The organism is Kluyvera fluvialis (genome assembly GCF_059725275.1).
On sequence record NZ_AP046142.1, the window covers coordinates 2,908,722 to 2,923,953 of the forward strand.

Annotated in this window: 12 protein-coding genes and 2 pseudogenes; 8 read left to right on the forward strand and 6 right to left on the reverse strand. The window is 47.1% G+C overall.

All coding sequences use genetic code 11. The features are described 5' to 3' along the window. Positions 1–10 precede the first annotated feature (10 nt). Positions 11–285 (reverse strand): annotated as a pseudogene (locus AC6I4B_RS13800) (replication endonuclease); the annotation flags it as partial. Between the two features lie 51 nt (positions 286–336). Between AC6I4B_RS13800 and AC6I4B_RS13805 the strand changes: the two are divergent. From AC6I4B_RS13805 to AC6I4B_RS13815, 3 genes and pseudogenes are all read left to right on the forward strand, one after another. Beyond that, positions 337–480 (forward strand): annotated as a pseudogene (locus tag AC6I4B_RS13805) (site-specific integrase); the annotation flags it as partial. 255 nt (positions 481–735) lie between these two features. Then, positions 736–1,755: a sensor domain-containing diguanylate cyclase gene (locus tag AC6I4B_RS13810; protein ID WP_497765874.1), complete on the forward strand. Its 1,020-nt coding sequence runs from the start codon at positions 736–738 to the stop codon at positions 1,753–1,755. A 47-nt stretch (positions 1,756–1,802) separates the two neighbouring features. Further along, positions 1,803–1,907: a YoaK family small membrane protein gene (locus AC6I4B_RS13815; protein ID WP_497765875.1), complete on the forward strand. Its 105-nt coding sequence runs from the start codon at positions 1,803–1,805 to the stop codon at positions 1,905–1,907. Positions 1,908–2,005: 98 nt separating this feature from the next. On the opposite strand, the gene AC6I4B_RS13820 is transcribed toward AC6I4B_RS13815, so the two are convergent. Then, positions 2,006–3,481: a GGDEF domain-containing protein gene (locus tag AC6I4B_RS13820; protein WP_497765877.1), complete on the reverse strand. Its 1,476-nt coding sequence runs from the start codon at positions 3,479–3,481 to the stop codon at positions 2,006–2,008. A gap of 196 nt (positions 3,482–3,677) precedes the next feature. After that, on the reverse strand, positions 3,678–3,938 hold the full coding sequence (locus AC6I4B_RS13825) for a DUF2534 family protein (protein ID WP_497765878.1): 261 nt from the start codon (positions 3,936–3,938) through the stop codon (positions 3,678–3,680). Between the two features lie 211 nt (positions 3,939–4,149). Between AC6I4B_RS13825 and AC6I4B_RS13830 the strand changes: the two genes are divergently transcribed. Genes AC6I4B_RS13830 through AC6I4B_RS13840 form a run of 3 tightly spaced genes read left to right on the forward strand, consistent with a single transcriptional unit; the run spans position 4,150 to position 5,048 of the window. Next, positions 4,150–4,476: a TehB family protein gene (locus AC6I4B_RS13830; RefSeq protein WP_497765880.1), complete on the forward strand. Its 327-nt coding sequence runs from the start codon at positions 4,150–4,152 to the stop codon at positions 4,474–4,476. A 31-nt stretch (positions 4,477–4,507) separates the two neighbouring features. After that, positions 4,508–4,864 (forward strand): TehB family protein, encoded by a 357-nt coding sequence (locus tag AC6I4B_RS13835; protein ID WP_497765881.1) that lies wholly within the window; start codon positions 4,508–4,510, stop codon positions 4,862–4,864. 1 nt (position 4,865) lies between these two features. Beyond that, on the forward strand, positions 4,866–5,048 hold the full coding sequence (locus AC6I4B_RS13840) for a DUF1869 domain-containing protein (RefSeq protein WP_497765882.1): 183 nt from the start codon (positions 4,866–4,868) through the stop codon (positions 5,046–5,048). Between the two features lie 527 nt (positions 5,049–5,575). Here the strand turns inward: AC6I4B_RS13840 and AC6I4B_RS13845 are convergent. Both AC6I4B_RS13845 and AC6I4B_RS13850 read right to left on the reverse strand, forming a co-directional pair. After that, the gene (locus tag AC6I4B_RS13845) at positions 5,576–6,211 is read right to left on the reverse strand and encodes a carbonic anhydrase (RefSeq protein WP_497765884.1); all 636 of its coding nucleotides are present in this window, start codon (positions 6,209–6,211) and stop codon (positions 5,576–5,578) included. A gap of 357 nt (positions 6,212–6,568) precedes the next feature. Then, a complete protein-coding gene (locus AC6I4B_RS13850; protein ID WP_497765885.1) occupies positions 6,569–6,793 on the reverse strand; it encodes a hypothetical protein in 225 nt (74 codons plus the stop codon). A gap of 270 nt (positions 6,794–7,063) precedes the next feature. On the opposite strand from AC6I4B_RS13850, the gene AC6I4B_RS13855 reads away from it, so the two are divergent. Both AC6I4B_RS13855 and AC6I4B_RS13860 read left to right on the forward strand, forming a co-directional pair. Continuing rightward, positions 7,064–7,465 (forward strand): CesT family type III secretion system chaperone, encoded by a 402-nt coding sequence (locus AC6I4B_RS13855; protein WP_497765887.1) that lies wholly within the window; start codon positions 7,064–7,066, stop codon positions 7,463–7,465. A 29-nt stretch (positions 7,466–7,494) separates the two neighbouring features. Next, positions 7,495–10,707 (forward strand): hypothetical protein, encoded by a 3,213-nt coding sequence (locus tag AC6I4B_RS13860; protein WP_497765888.1) that lies wholly within the window; start codon positions 7,495–7,497, stop codon positions 10,705–10,707. Between the two features lie 73 nt (positions 10,708–10,780). Here the strand turns inward: AC6I4B_RS13860 and AC6I4B_RS13865 are convergent, their stop codons facing one another. After that, a complete protein-coding gene (locus AC6I4B_RS13865; RefSeq protein WP_497765889.1) occupies positions 10,781–15,142 on the reverse strand; it encodes an autotransporter outer membrane beta-barrel domain-containing protein in 4,362 nt (1,453 codons plus the stop codon). Positions 15,143–15,232: the final 90 nt, after the last annotated feature.

Genomic DNA, 15,232 nt, shown 5'->3' on the forward strand with positions numbered 1-15,232 from the left:
ATTTTTCCTATTAATTCCATTTTGTTTCAGTTGAGTATCCCGGCCACTCATCATCGCCCGCATAACGGAATTTTTTCTCGCCATATGTCACGGTTGCACCCCGCGCCAGTACATCCATCTCCCACCGTTCCGGCCTGATGCCATGCTTCACGACGTCGGGGGCGTTCCAGCATCAATGAGATTTAGCACCGCTGCGGCTTGCTCAGACGGTGTGGGCGTCATATCCGTGGTGGTTCCGCTGGTAGGTAACCCACAGTGATTGACAGAGCTCCGAGGTGCGGAGATATAGAAATCAAACTCGCCCTCATCGGCAGCTGCTCGAGCCGCTTCGACACAAAGATACTCTGTCACGCGCGCATAGAGCGGACAATGGTCTACGCGCACTGCGCGCCAGAGTATTTGCAAGATGCCGTAACACTCAATCCGTTAAAGGGCGGCATTGAACCCGACAACGGCCACACAGTGTCCACACTCGGGTGATTTATAGCGGCTTTCAGTGGTCTTGAGTGATGCTCTAACCCGCATTACACCGCTGGAAGCCCACGTAACAAAGGGTAGCTAACACCCCCGGTGGGGCTTTTTTTGTCTGCAATAAGAGGCATATGCCCTCGACTATGACACCTTTTACTGACAGAGTGCTTACCTTATGGATACATAATGTATAAAATTTAGTTAATCTGATTTCATTTAAGCAATATATCATTCCGTACGCTATCGTTGGGGGCCGTCGTTTTCATGTCAGATATCATTCTTGCTCGGGTATCACAAACGCTTGCTTCGGAACAGTCTTTAGAAGGGCTGGTCCGTCAGTTACTTGAGATGCTCGAATTAGTGACCAATATGGAATCGACTTATCTGACCAAAATTGATACCCAGGCGCAGTTGCAACATATTGTCTATTCACGCAATAGCGGCGATATGAACATCCCGGAAAACCTATCAGTGCCGTGGAAAGACACCCTGTGTAAACGCGCGATGGATGATAACTGCTTTTACAGCGATGACGTGGCAGGCCGCTGGGGCGACTGCGATGCGGCAAAAGCGCTGGGGATTACGACTTTCCTTAGTACACCGATTCATCTGACAGATGGTTCGCTGTACGGCACACTGTGCGCGACCAGCACGACGCAAAAACCGTTGAGTTTTAACAGCGAACACGTTTTACAACTGTTTGCGAGCATCATCGCGCGCTATATCGAAAAAGAGTCGCTGGTTTCCCAGTTACAGGAAGCCAACGCCGCGCTGGTGTATCACTCTTACACCGATGCGTTGACCGGCCTTCCTAACCGCCGCGCGGTGTTCGAAAACCTGGAAACGCTATTTTCACTGGCAAGACATCTCAATCATTCGGTGCTGTTGGCTTTTATCGACCTCGATAATTTCAAGAATATCAATGACCGCTATGGTCATCAGGCGGGAGATGCTTTTTTACAGCAAGTTGGGCAACGGCTTAAGCTGGGCATTTCTGCCGACGATCAGTTGGGCCGGTTAGGTGGCGATGAGTTTATGGTTGCGACGCTTGCGCGCTCAACGGCGCAGTTGGCTCAGTTTACCGAAACCCTGCGTCAGTTGTTGGTTGGCGATTATCTGTTGGGCGACACGCTGATTCACTACCCTGGCGCCAGCATTGGCGCAGTGAGCGTTAATCCTCACGATATGGATCCAGACGGCGCTCTGCGTGCGGCAGACAGCGCAATGTATGAGGACAAAAAATTTCGCCATCGTCCGGAAATTAGCGCCCAGAAGTTCGGTTAATTACAGTATCATACGCCGCATGTATACATAGAAATCAGGATGTCACCATGAGATTGGGTATCGCCTTCCCCATCGTTATCTTCTTTATCGCCGTTGCCTTCCTGGGCTGGTTTTTTATCGGCGGTTATGCGCTGCCAGGAGGAGCACAATGAGAAAGACCACGATTATTATGCTGATCGTTGCCATTGTCACCGTTGCAGGCATCCAGCTCGGCTGGTGGTAAACCGATGATAAGCCGCGCACGGTCGGCTTATCGCTCTTCTCCGCGCCGCTCTTTCATCTCATACATTCCCGCATCCGCCTGTTGAATGGCAGCATCCAGCGAATCCAGACAGGGCGCGACACCCCACGAAACAGACAACGAAACCGTATGCCCCTTCGGGTTAAACGGGAATACGGCAATCTTTGAGGCTATCCGCTCCGCAGCCATGTGGGCGTGCGCAATATCCGTGCGGCTCAGCAGCACAATAAATTCATCGCCACCGCTGCGGATAACCCAATCGCGATTGCCACGAATTTCACTCAACATGCAGTGAGCTATCGCCTGTAGCGCACGGTCCCCCGCTTTGTGACCAAAACTGTCGTTGATGGTTTTAAATTTATTACAGTCAAACAGAATCACGGTCATAAACGGCAACGATCGCTGTTGGATCAAGGCGAAAATATTGCGCGTAAAACAACCGGTTAGCGGGTCGCGATAGAACCGCAGGTCAGCGTGATTCAGGTGATAACGAATCAGCAAAAACAGTACCAGCAGCAACAGCGGCGCTAACGCCAGCAGCGCCAGCGTACGGCTATCCTCGGTAATAAATAGCCAAAGCGGCAGCGCGTATTTAACGTCGTAGCGTAATGAGACTTCGTGAATATGGTAGTTATCCAGCCAGCGGCAGTTATTGACGACACACAGCACGTCTCCGGTCTGACGGCTCAGAAAGCCCAGAATCAGCCCTTTCGGTAACTGGTTATCGAATGCCGATTCCAGCATCGTTCGCAACTCCGGGCGCGAAAGATCATAGACCAGATAACCAATAATATGGTTGCTCACCACGCTTTCCGTCAGATCGTAAATATAACTCACCACGCTGTAGGCTTTTTCATCGGTAATTTTATCGATGTAAAAGTTGGTCACACTCAGCGATTTTTTACGAATGCTCTTTTGTAGCACACGGTCATAGAACAGTTCCGGTTCAGAGAAAAATTGCCGAGGATCGCGCGCCATCTGTGATGTTTCAAAACTAAAGGGCAAAGAGTCGGCGGCGTTAAACCAGTAAAACCAGCGGCCATCGCTGGCGATGATATAGCGATGGATATCGTGTTGTTCGGGATTAAGCGCACGTATTTTTTCGCGAATAAACTCCGCAGCCACATAGATGCAGCGGGCGCTGCGCTCCGGTATACGAGTCAGTAATGCACCGCGATTATGGTCAAATTGATGGGGGTCAGCATTGATACCCCAGGCATTGCCCCGGGAATGAAAGACATCGGTATCACCGCACTGAAGATTGCGGCTAACCTGCTGATAACGTACCCCAGCCGCTTCCGCCATCATCTCGTTATCGTTAAACATCATCACCATCTGATTTTGTAACACGCCAATGCCTTCGCTTACCTGCGACACCGTGCGCTGATACAAGAACAAAATGGTGAGGCAGATCAACAGAAAAGTGACCGCTGCCGATGCCAATAACGCCTGTTTCTTACGTAGACTATCCTGAATAATTCTCACTACCACCCCATACTGACCGGGTTAACGCTCTGAAAAGCCACCCACGCCGTCAGCATAATCATCACCATACGTTTCATCACGTATCAGGATCATTATGGATGATATCTCTCGTAAGCAGGAATTTGATCGTCTCAGGTCTTTGCCTGAATGGCAATAGGGTTTGACGCAGGCGAGACGAATGCTCGCCTGGCGTGGATTACTGCGCGTTATCGGGGCCTAAAAGCAGGAAGCCCAGCGGGATAGAAAACAGCACGGTGAAGATTGAGCTATACACCATCACCATCGCACCTTGCAGCACAAACATGCTGGTCGTCCACTCGGAGTACGGCAAATTATATTCACTCACCACTCCACCAAACGTTGCGCGCCCCACTACCGCGACGGCAATAGTGAATATAACAAAAGCGGACAGCAGGAATTTCTTGCCGTTTGGCGTCCGCAGTTTTTCCAGAATCATCGCATCCTCCCGACGCAAATATCACCATATTCTGCCGTAGTTGTAACATTACCGAAGAACAATTTGAATATTTTTGTTTCATTAAAAACACATTTATTCTTTTTTATTGAACAAATATTTAACCAACATCAAAAGATGCATTATAAATGCAATTTCCGATAAACAGCGAAAGTGATTTGTGCTTTAATACTTTCAACGTAAGGGGGAAAACATGCTACGCATTCCGCAAAGTTGCATTCATACCCGTTCCACACCGTTTTGGAACAAAGACACCGCACCTGCCGGTATTTTTCAGCGTCATTTGGATAAAGGAACACGCCCAGGCGTTTACCCGCGCCTGTCCGTTCACCAGGGCGCCATTCGCTATCTTGGTTTCGCCTCTGAGACGTCGCCAGAGCCAGATAGTGAACTGATAATCCACGCCGGTCACTTTGGCGTATTTCCGCCTGAGAAGTGGCACTACATCGAGACAATGACCGACGACACCGTGTTTAACATCGACTTCTTTGTCGAAGCTGATGTGCTGAAATCGCTATAGAACCACCCGGTTCTGGAGTAAGGAGCCATCTATGTTACGTATTCCTGAACATTTTGTTCACTCTCGCTCAACCCCGTTCTGGAACAAAGATACTGCGCCGAAAGCCCTGTTTACCCATCACAACACTAAGGCCCACGTTTATGGCCGCCTTTCGGTGATGCAAGGCGCGGTGCGTTATTTTGGTTTCCCGGATGGTGATGCGACAGAGCCAGACGTTGAATTGGTCATCGAAGCAGGCTCTTTTGGCATTTCTCCGCCGCAAAAATGGCATCGCATTGAACTGCTGACGGACGATACCTATTTTAATATCGACTTTTTCGCCGACCCTGATGCCACACTGGAAGGAACCGGTTTGGGCAAAGTCGTCAATTCACATAAGGGGAAATAATATGGCTAAGGCAACCTATACGGTGACTGTCACCAATAACAGCAATGGCATTTCTGTCGATTATGAAACAGAGACACCAATGGAGCTGCTGGTTCCCGATGTCGCAGCGGAAGTCGTCAAAGATTTGGTCAATACCGTTCGCGCCTACGACACTGAAAATGAGCATGATGTGTGTGGTTGGTAAACGCTAAAGGGTAGCGAAATGGGGGCATCAGCCTAATGCTTTTCAGTTAAGGGGATTTCTACTTTTAGTATCGCCGCAGCCACGTCAGTGCGGTCTTTGAATGAACAGCCAGAACCTGAGTTGCTGAAACCGATGAGTCCCCGATGGAAATCGGCGAGCCGGAGAAAGGAAGACAAGGTCAGACCGCCAGGGATGGCGGGCTGAGGCGAACCGAGACAGGAAGTCGAGTTTCGCCGTGCCGCAGGCTGGAGTTCGCAGGCGAGCGCAGTGCGAAGCACCGATTTCCCTGCGGGGCCGAGGGGATTGTCAAGGGGGACTCGGCAGTCCCCCTTGACCCGTTCACAGGTACAGAGGCTTCATGTTCTACAAAACATCAGGTGAACGGAATGTGGCGCTTAACTGACAAGCATTAGGCTGATGCCCCCATCTGCGCTCGCCGTGGTTTGGAAATGAGTTCTATTGAGCAATACCAGGAAGTAACAAACAAAAACGCCGCACAATGGCGGCGTTTTTCAAAGCGGGAAGGTTTACTCGAAGAATACATCCGGGTTATCAGCCAGCGAGACAAACGTTTTGCTGTTTTTATCCAGCGCACGAATATCACCGCTTTCAATATCGTAAACCCAGCCATGCAGGCGGATAGTGTTATCACGCAGCCCTACCGCGACTGACGGGTGTGTTTTGATATTGTTCAACTGCGCGATGACGTTCTCTTCCACCATCGCATTCACTTTATCGGTTTCATTATCCCAGCTTTTCTTCTCGACCACCGCTTTCGCGGCATCGGAATAACGCAACCAGTGAGAAACAGCAGGCATTGGCTCCAGGCACTGGCAAGTGGCGATAGCCTTCATCGCACCACAGTTGGAGTGACCGCAAATCACAATATTCGTCACGCCTAACGCAACAACAGCGTATTCAATCGTCGCCGATACACCACCCGGCTCAGGACCAAAGGAAGGCACGATATTACCGGCATTACGGATAACAAACAGTTGTCCAGGATCTTGCTGCGTCACCAGCTCTGGCACCAGTCGGCTATCAGAACAGGAGATAAAAAGTGCTTTTGGATTCTGGCTGGAGGCCAGACTGCGGAAGAGTTCCTGACGTTGAGGAAAAACTTCTTTCTGAAAGTTGAGGAACCCTTCGATAATATGTTGCATAGCAGTATCTCTTTTTTCGTTTTTTACGCAGGTCATGATTGAAATCACGTTTTCAGTGTACCACTTGCGAACAGAAGAGAAAGGCTTCAATGATAAACGGCATAGATGAACGCACCGATAGACACATAGTTTTGGTTATCAATTCTTCTCCGGCTGGTGTTCCCCCAACAGGTTCAGCACTGCGTTATTAAGCTCAGCGATTTTGCTAACAGAATAAGTGAACAATCCCTTTCTAAGAAAAGAACGTGATAAAGGCATGAGGTAAAAGAGTATTACCGCTCACATGAAAAGACGATAAGAGGAGTGCAGTCATAAGGAAGGGAGTAGTGAAAGCCGCCCGAAGGCGGCAACGGAGGATTACTCACCGATTTCCAGCGCATCCTGGATGGCATCGGCCAGCGCGGCAACTTCCTGCGAAACGTTGCGCAGGTCCATCTGGGAGCGGATCCCCGAATTTGCCGTAGAGGCGGAAACAGACGCTTTGGAGATCTCCAGAGCGGCCTGCACGGCCAGTAAGCGCTTGCGGTTTTCTGCGGCATCGACGCCGGTGGCGTCGTCGAGATCGAAGTACCCTTCTAACATGACTCTCTCCTTATGTATTCATCCCCAGTGTAGGGGGTTAACCATGAGCAAGCCATCAAAATTATGCCTTTGTATGACAATGCGCCGACGACCGGAAAATGATGCCGATTGGGTCGTCGTCAGCCTCAACCGCGCGAAAATCACGACCAAACTTTATTTAACCGAAATCTTCATCTACGCCATAATTTTTAAGGTTATTAACCTATTTCTTCCACAAAAATGATGCGTATTGTTTCCGGAGATAAACGTTTAGACAAATGAGAAAACACATTGAATATTAATCACAATGTAATACTCCAGGAGTTTGGTGACATAATCGGCCTAACGTTATCTTTTGATAAAAACGGCCGCTGCCCCCTGCTGGTGGATGGACAAATTCTTATCTCAATAGCCATCAGGGGCGAGTACTGGCAGTTTCATAGCCTACTGATGGAAGATAAACAGTATAATAACAGTGACCTTTTTACATTTTGCCTGCAACTGAATATTGCTCTCGCAGAGGATAATGCCGGAGCATTGGCTTATGATCCTGTTTCAAAATATCTAATCTATATTTCATCTCAAAGTGAGCCGGCAACCGGCGGAGAACTATTGGAGATAGTCCGCTCTATTATATCTCACAGGGAACTCATCCTCATAAAATTAAAAGACTTTAACCAGCACATTATATAACACGCTATATTAAAAGTAAGGAGATTAACATGTCACAAATGATAGATGCTACAGGAGAGATTCTTAAAAGCTACGACATTGCAAGTTCAGGCGATACATTTCCAACGATAAAGGAATCAGTCAGTGAATGGAATGGAACTGAATGGCTGACTATAAACACCAACACCCCTGAGCTTAACGAGATTTTAACGGGTTATGACCGCGTAAAAAAAATATCGCAGTTAGCATCCCGTAAATATGATCTGGTCAGTAATTTCATGGATGTATTAGAACGCATACATAAAGACCTGCCAATAGATGAACATAACAGAAAGCATTATTCTATTCCCAACTTGAATTTCAGCATAGCTCGGGATGATTTAAAGGTAATCGATCTCCTGGACATTATAGAGCGTGCGAAAAAAAACTTTTCGGTCGCGGCTAATGACACTCCGATTGTCGAAGAAGAAATTACATTTAAAAGAGTAACCCCTAACTACACTTCTGCTTACCCCCACGTCTCCAGGCTACCGCTCCTGGAGGATGTCTCTGAAGTAGATAATTCAGATGCCGTAGATAGCAGTCATCCCGTAATGATAAAAGAATGTGACCTAATAGAAGAACTCAATTCTGGGCTATTACTGAATAAACTAGTGGAAGAAAAAAAAACCAGCTACATATTTTTTAACAATCCAAACTACAATGAAAAAATAGCCGACAATATCGCCAATTACAACGATTTATTTGATACCAACGATGTCACAAAGGTCATAGCATCAATTTACCTGGCCAGAGCTGCAGACATCGATGAATCATTAATAAGAGAAAGCGTTAAATCTTATACTGATAATTTTATCGCGATGAGAAATGAACTTGAAGAAATCATCGATAAATTAGATAGATCTGGAGATTATATAGATGAAGATTATACCAGACAGTTAGATTGCCTTAATGATCTTCTCAATTATCTTGATCAGGATTCATATCAGTCCTCAACTGAGGATGATTTAGGTAGTGACATTCTGCAGAAAATCATGATTAACCCAGACATGATCGACACGCCGGAACTGTTAATTAAAAACAAAGAAGATATCATTAAACTTTTCCATATATCAGAACGTTATGCAGAAATAATAGATGACTATTTCAGCTCAATAAAACAACAATCTGATGAAAAATTAACAGCTCTCTATCAGGCTGTCAGGGCTAAATTTAATTACCCAGAAAATGAAAACTTTGAGGCACTCCTGGTCAAGCTCAAGAACGATCCAGACAGTGCCATTCAAGTTCGTAGCGTGATAGAGGCATCGATAGCTGTTGGTACAAAGATGAGCGCTAACACTTATACACTTGAATCAGCAGAAGCCAATCAAAGAGATGGTGAAATTAGGGGTATCAAAGCCTGGCTCGCAGACCCTAATTATGCAGATAACATGTTTACTGAACTTAAAGGAGTGTACGAAGAATACCGTAAATCTCTCCAGAATTTATCAGCCACAGCGAAGGGGGATGATTTAACAATCATCAACAATGAACTACGATGGACAACGGATCTCATCGGTATTTTTGATGGAATACTTCCCTGCCTTGATAAAAGATTGGCCTATGATATCCAACGCTCTAGCTTAAATGAAGGTTATCAAGCCATTACTGGAAATATCCGAGGGCTATATCAGGATCTGAAATCTGGCATAACTCAAGCATGGGCTAAAAGAGCGAAAGAGATAGAAAACAACCTAAACGCTATTAACCAAGAAACCATCGGATTAGCGGCTGAATATAAAGCCACCAAAAAAAGTTTAGACGAGATAAAATCTTGCGCATCTGCAATACCCAACAACAAATATATAAATGATACTGAACATAATCTTGTTAACGAAAGAGAAGAAGAACTACAGGAACGTTTCAATAATCTTGAAGCAAAGATTAAATTACTAGATGCAGAGTATCTTGAGCTTCTTTATAAGGCAAAAACAGAGCATGACACTATTCGCAATCACTTTGAAAACGATGATTACAATAGTGCGATTGGGCTATTTGGATTTGCGACCAGTGTCAAAAACTATATCGTATCACTATTTAAAAGTGACCCAACAGATAGATTCTTCACCGATTTATTAACAAAGCGCCAATTAGCCAAGCATGGCATGACATCGATGACTGAGGCTTATCAGGAATTAATAAATAAACTATCCTCAACCGTATCAATTTCTCTATCAACTGAGAACTTATCCACTGAGAACTTAAGTAAACTTAACTCAACCATTATGGCTTCCTTACGGCCAGCAGTCACCAGGATTTATCAATTCGCAAAAAACCATCCCGATAAAGCGAAAGATCTCCTTGTAAATTTAACTCATGTTCTTTCATTTTTCACGGATGCCGAAGGGGCAAAAACGGTCCTTAAACTGGCCGAAGTTGAAAATGTTTTAGATAATATACTACATGGCGAAAGAGAGCCTTTAAACAATATGGAGCAGTTTGATTTGGAGCCAGAGATAATTGCGCTTTGTCATCTTTCTGGCTATATGCCTTATATCTTCAAAGCATCACTAGAATTAGGTAATCAAATTAACCAAAACTCTTTCTATTCATTGATTAACCCCGGAAGCTATGCAAAGGTGCTGGGCAGCGTTGCCGGTGAAATGCTTAAGAAGCAAGCATCAATATGCTTGGCTGGAAATAAGACTGTAGAGATGTATGTCAATGCACTTAATCATACTTTAGAATCGCAGGCTTCAGCCCCAGGAGCAGAAGCACGCTTAAAATCCATAACGGCCTATCTTGCTAGTCGAGAGATCATAACGGAAACAGGAACGTTGTTCAGAGATGCTGCAGAAGTAGGAGCAATGGGGGCAATCAAAAGAAAATGGCAAGATCTATCTCTTTGGTGGGAGCATGCACCGATAGAAACAAAAGTATTGTGCGTGACTTTAGCTGTCGCAACCACAGCAGTTGTTGCATCAACGATGGCTACTGGCATCATTTTTTCTGCCGGTTTGGTAGGTATTATCCCAATAGTATTAGCTGTACTGGTATCCGTACCTGTCGGCGCGGTGGCTGGCGGAGGATTAACTAAGCTATCACTTAATATGCTCAGTAGATTTAACCTCTTTAACTTACAAGATGTCGCCAACAGAGTGCGTCAGGATATGACAAAAATTCGTATGGAAGAAATGAAAAAAGACTTAGAAAAAATAAAAGAGCATTACATAAAGCAACTGGAAAATAAAGACGTCGTAATTGCTATTGATACACCTTAATAGTCACTAACGATGGACTGACGATTAGTCAGTCCATCGCATTATTAACGACAAAGCCAAAAGATTATTAGGCTCAGAATTGCCACTTAACGCCAATCATAGCCGATGTATTATTATACCCCTGGTCACCCAGTTGGACGCCGACATGACCCCACGCATTCAGATGTGAATTTATCTGCCCTTCCACACCGGCTTTTACCTCCGCAATATTACGCGAGCCATCCTGATGAACTGAAACCCCATCCAGATGAGTAGTGAACGCTTTGCTGTTATGCAACCAGTTCACTTCCATAAACGGCTGGAACTCACGTGATTTCCCCTCATCCATTTTATGATGGCTCTTGAGCCAGGTTTTGACGCCAAGACGGGTTTGAATATTACCGTGGCCTTCGCTACTGACTCGAGTGCTATTGTTTTCGCGGTGATTTTCCGCTTTCACTCCCATCCAGGTGACCTGAGCCTGAGGCTGGACAAACCATTGGTTCAGCGTTCCCTTACTACCTGTAAATTCAGCTAATTTTTGGCTGTACCCTGCTTCCAGTGATGCGGTAAACCCTTTCGATTTATAGGATTCAGCCTGCAATTCGTCACCTTTAACATGGTTATTGAACCAGTTGTACTGCGCCCAGCTATCCAGATAAGCGCCATTATGCGACTCATTATCGGCAAACCAGGTCGCATACATCCCCACGCTGTACCCGTTCACGCTCCCTTTTGAGCGGTAATGGGTCTGTGATGAGACGGTATTACTATGGTTGTTGCCATAACCCGCCATGACCCCTAAATGCCAGCGGTCGCCGCCATTCTGGCTCCATTGCGCAATATCTCCTCCCAGTTGCAGGACATATCGGTTGCTCTGAGTCTTCAACTGCCCGCTGCCATCACGCCAGTTGTTATGACTGCCCTCATGGCGCATCCACATGGTGGTTTTTTTCTGCTCACCCGTTACCGCATCGGTGTACTGCATTTTCCCCAGCCGATCGTGCAGCCGAGTCGCAAACAGGGTGTTTGCTGCCGCCAGGTTAGCGGTATAACTTCCGGCCTCTGGGCGTAAGTCATTACCCGACATGCCTTCAGGTTTCGGCTGTGGATCAGACGTATTTTGGCCGCTGGTCAAATACCAGTTTCCGCTATTAGCCCCCTGGCCACGTTCGAGGGTGTAATCATAAGCACCGGCTACGATACGCCCGTCCTGGATAAACTCACCGTCAGATTGCCCCCCCACATGGATAAGTTCGATGCCATTGAGCGTTTTTGCCCCTGAGCCACCGGCATTGTTCACGCTGACAAAGGTTGTGCCGCTGGTGTCTCCCTGCACAATCAGTTTATCGGTGGTCGAGTCGTCGCCATTGAGCGCCGTATTCAGTACCAAACGCCCGTTATCACCACTGTAATTCCCGTTCACAATCAGTTTATTGCCAGCCTGTTGCCCGGTAATACCAGTGGCCATTTCGCCGCTGTTAGTCAGATTTCCGCCAACGGTAAACTGTGAAGGAGATGCTGATTTCCCGTCACCGACCTGAAGCAACCCGGCATTATCAATGCTACCGGCCACGCCCCCAAAACCAGAAAGTTTACCCTGTTGCGCGATATTGATCTGCTGGCTGGCAAGCGTAACCGATTCCGTTGCACTGCCCAGTGCCAGAGCGCCTTCTTTGATATCGGTCTGGCCGCGCCAGGACATATTGTTGCCAACGGTGAGCGTACCGGCCCCCATTTTGCAAACACTCCCCGTGCCGCTAATACTGTTTCTCAGCTGCCAGTCTGCGCTGTTGTGCAGAATCAACGTACCGTTATTCTCCACGCTGGCGCTGCCCAGATTTTCCGCGTCAGAGGCGATGAGCTGAGAGTCGCTATCAAGGGTGAACTGGCCAGAAAAATGGCTATTATTGCCTGCCAGCAGCGTATCGCTGCGGGAAAGCGCAACCACGCCGTCACCGCTGAGGTTATTACTCAACACACCAGAAGCCTCGTTGAGTGACAACGTTCCCGCAGTATTGATATCACCAGCGCCCAGACCCAGTAGATTGCTCATCTGTACGCTAGCACCTTTTGCAATGTTCGTTTTCGCTGTCAGCGTACGGTTTTCACCCACAATCTCCAGAGTGCCGCCATGAATATTCAGCGTACCGTCCCCGGTCAGTGTTCCTGCCGAAGTCCCGCCGTCGGTCAGCGTCAAACTGCCGCCGTTGATATTCAATTGGGAATCTGCCGCACCACTCAATTTCCCTATTGTCTGGCTGTGCCCATTCATATCCAGCGCAGTCTCTGCCGCCAGACGTAGTTCACTGGTGTTGCCCAGCACATTATCGTTATTGAACAATAGGTTCCCGCTGCGCACATCGGTAATACCGGTGTAATCATTATCCCGGTTAGACAGCGATACGGTCTGCCCTTTCTGACTATTGAAAGCCAGGTCGCCATTGCCGCTAATCTGCGCGCTAAGATCTGCCGCATTCCCGGACTTGTTATTGGCACTCAGTACCAGAGCATCATTGCCGGAGGTCAACAGATCAAGCCGTGTCAGGCCATAACCGATGTACAGGCCGTCGTTGTTCGCGCCGCTGGTCAGGCGATAATCATAACTACCTATCGCGACTTTTTGCCCATTTTGATTAATATCCCCCTGTTCACCGCTAGATATTTTCTGGCCATTTTGATCGAGCAACTGCAAATTAGCCGCATCACCGAGTACCGTTGCCCCATTCGCCGATACCAGTTGAATGGTGTTATTACCATCATCCAGTTCAGTCAGCGACATCGAGGTATCAATATTGCGCGAGACGGAATCGACCACTCCGGTATCCGATATCTGGACAGCCCCATCCCCTCTCAAATCAAGAGAGTGACTGACTTGCACAGTGCTATCCGTCTGCTGTGTCCCGGCATTCAGAGTACCAAAATCCAGGGTTCCCCCTGAGAAAGCCAAAGCGTTCAGCGATTGTGTCCCCGTCCCCACAGAAATATGGCTTCCGTTACCAGCAATTAACCCCGCCCCCGACATGACGGCAGCGTTATCTTTTAGGTTAAAGACGGTATCCTGTAATTCCAGGCTACCGCTGAACTTCCCGCTATTAACGCCATCCTTGAACGAAAAGCTGTGATTCCCAGTATTAATGCCAAGAATACCGGTGCCAGAAACAACATTAGAGAAAACCCAGTCTTTTGTAGTATTTAGCTGGAGTTTGCCATCAATATTCAAAGCCGCAGAGCCGATATTTTTTTGGTCGGTAATATACGCTGCCGCATCCGAAGCAATATCTATATTGCCTCTTAACGAGGTATTATCGCCAGACAACGTCACCGCGCCGCTGCCAACGGCAATCGTCCCGTTACCCGAGATGTTATTCCCGAAGACCATATTTTCGCCAGCATTCAGCTGTAATTTGCCGCTGTTTGTTATGTTCGCAGTGCCAAGATTCTGAGTGACCCCCAGAACCGCATTTTTGGATATTTTCACCTCACCGCTAAAAGCTGAGTTATCACCGGTTAAGAACGTCGTACCGTTTATCGCATTGATATAACCCAGCCCTTCACTTCCGCTGGCGATATCAGCAGCGATCACCGCATTATCATCCGTATGGTTTAGCGTAATTTTCTTATCCGACGTCGAAGCCCATACAAACTCAATTTTATCTGCATCAATGATCCCCGCCGCCTTCGCCGCTTTACCTTCCTGAGCACCTAGAGCCAACTCCGATTTGGTGCTTAGGTTTATTTCAGATGCAGAAATTTTCCCACCCTCTGAAACTACCAGCGTGGTATTGGAGCGTTGGTCAAAATAGCCCAGGCTCAAACGCTCCTGAGCATTAATCTCACCCTCATTATTCACTGAAAGGAACTGATCACCGCCAGAACTGCCGCTAACCCCCATAAAAAAGGTTCCGGTATTCACCTGACTTCCTTTACCGCTGATATTCCCTTCCTGATATGTCAGGCGACTCGTACCCTTAACATGAATTTTGCCGCCGTTCGAAACATTAAAATATCCCTGGTCGTGTCGGATATTCGACTGTGAATCGTAGAGATCATCCGCATATAGCTCACTACCGGCATTGGCGACATTCAGAAAGCCGGTCCCCTTCAGCAGCACATTTAATGGGCCATTGATATGCACCTTCCCTTGGGTAATATCCAGCCCGCCGCCTGAAGCAAGCGTCAGGCGGTAACGAGATGAGTCTGTGGCGTTAATAACCAAATTGGCATTATTGGTAACAGTAATATGATAATCAACCGTTTGGTTAGCAGAACCAAACTCAACGGTCTCATCTTTGTTGATGGTGACATTGTTCGCTAACGCCATAGATGAGAATAAGCTGATTACGCCAAATAAAATGGCCTTTGCTTTCTTCCCCTTAATTCGACTACCCAGCTCGGAACAAACACACCAACAGTGACGGGACCGACTCCATTTAAGCTGATATATCTTATTCATAATACTCCCCAGAAATTAATCCAAGAAATAACATATCGCTCATGTACCGCTATACACCATAAAACCCCCACAAGCCAAAACTCATGAGGT

Excerpts from the sequence above, each read along its gene's own strand:
- AC6I4B_RS13850 (WP_497765885.1), bottom strand. The coding sequence starts at position 6,793 with ATGTTAGAAGGGTACTTCGATCTCGACGACGCCACCGGCGTCGATGCC.
- AC6I4B_RS13830 (WP_497765880.1), top strand. The coding sequence starts at position 4,150 with ATGCTACGCATTCCGCAAAGTTGCATTCATACCCGTTCCACACCGTTT.
- AC6I4B_RS13865 (WP_497765889.1), bottom strand. The coding sequence starts at position 15,142 with ATGAATAAGATATATCAGCTTAAATGGAGTCGGTCCCGTCACTGTTGG.
- AC6I4B_RS13860 (WP_497765888.1), top strand. The coding sequence starts at position 7,495 with ATGTCACAAATGATAGATGCTACAGGAGAGATTCTTAAAAGCTACGAC.
- AC6I4B_RS13825 (WP_497765878.1), bottom strand. The coding sequence starts at position 3,938 with ATGATTCTGGAAAAACTGCGGACGCCAAACGGCAAGAAATTCCTGCTG.
- AC6I4B_RS13815 (WP_497765875.1), top strand. The coding sequence starts at position 1,803 with ATGAGATTGGGTATCGCCTTCCCCATCGTTATCTTCTTTATCGCCGTT.
- AC6I4B_RS13835 (WP_497765881.1), top strand. The coding sequence starts at position 4,508 with ATGTTACGTATTCCTGAACATTTTGTTCACTCTCGCTCAACCCCGTTC.
- AC6I4B_RS13845 (WP_497765884.1), bottom strand. The coding sequence starts at position 6,211 with ATGCAACATATTATCGAAGGGTTCCTCAACTTTCAGAAAGAAGTTTTT.
- AC6I4B_RS13840 (WP_497765882.1), top strand. The coding sequence starts at position 4,866 with ATGGCTAAGGCAACCTATACGGTGACTGTCACCAATAACAGCAATGGC.
- AC6I4B_RS13810 (WP_497765874.1), top strand. The coding sequence starts at position 736 with ATGTCAGATATCATTCTTGCTCGGGTATCACAAACGCTTGCTTCGGAA.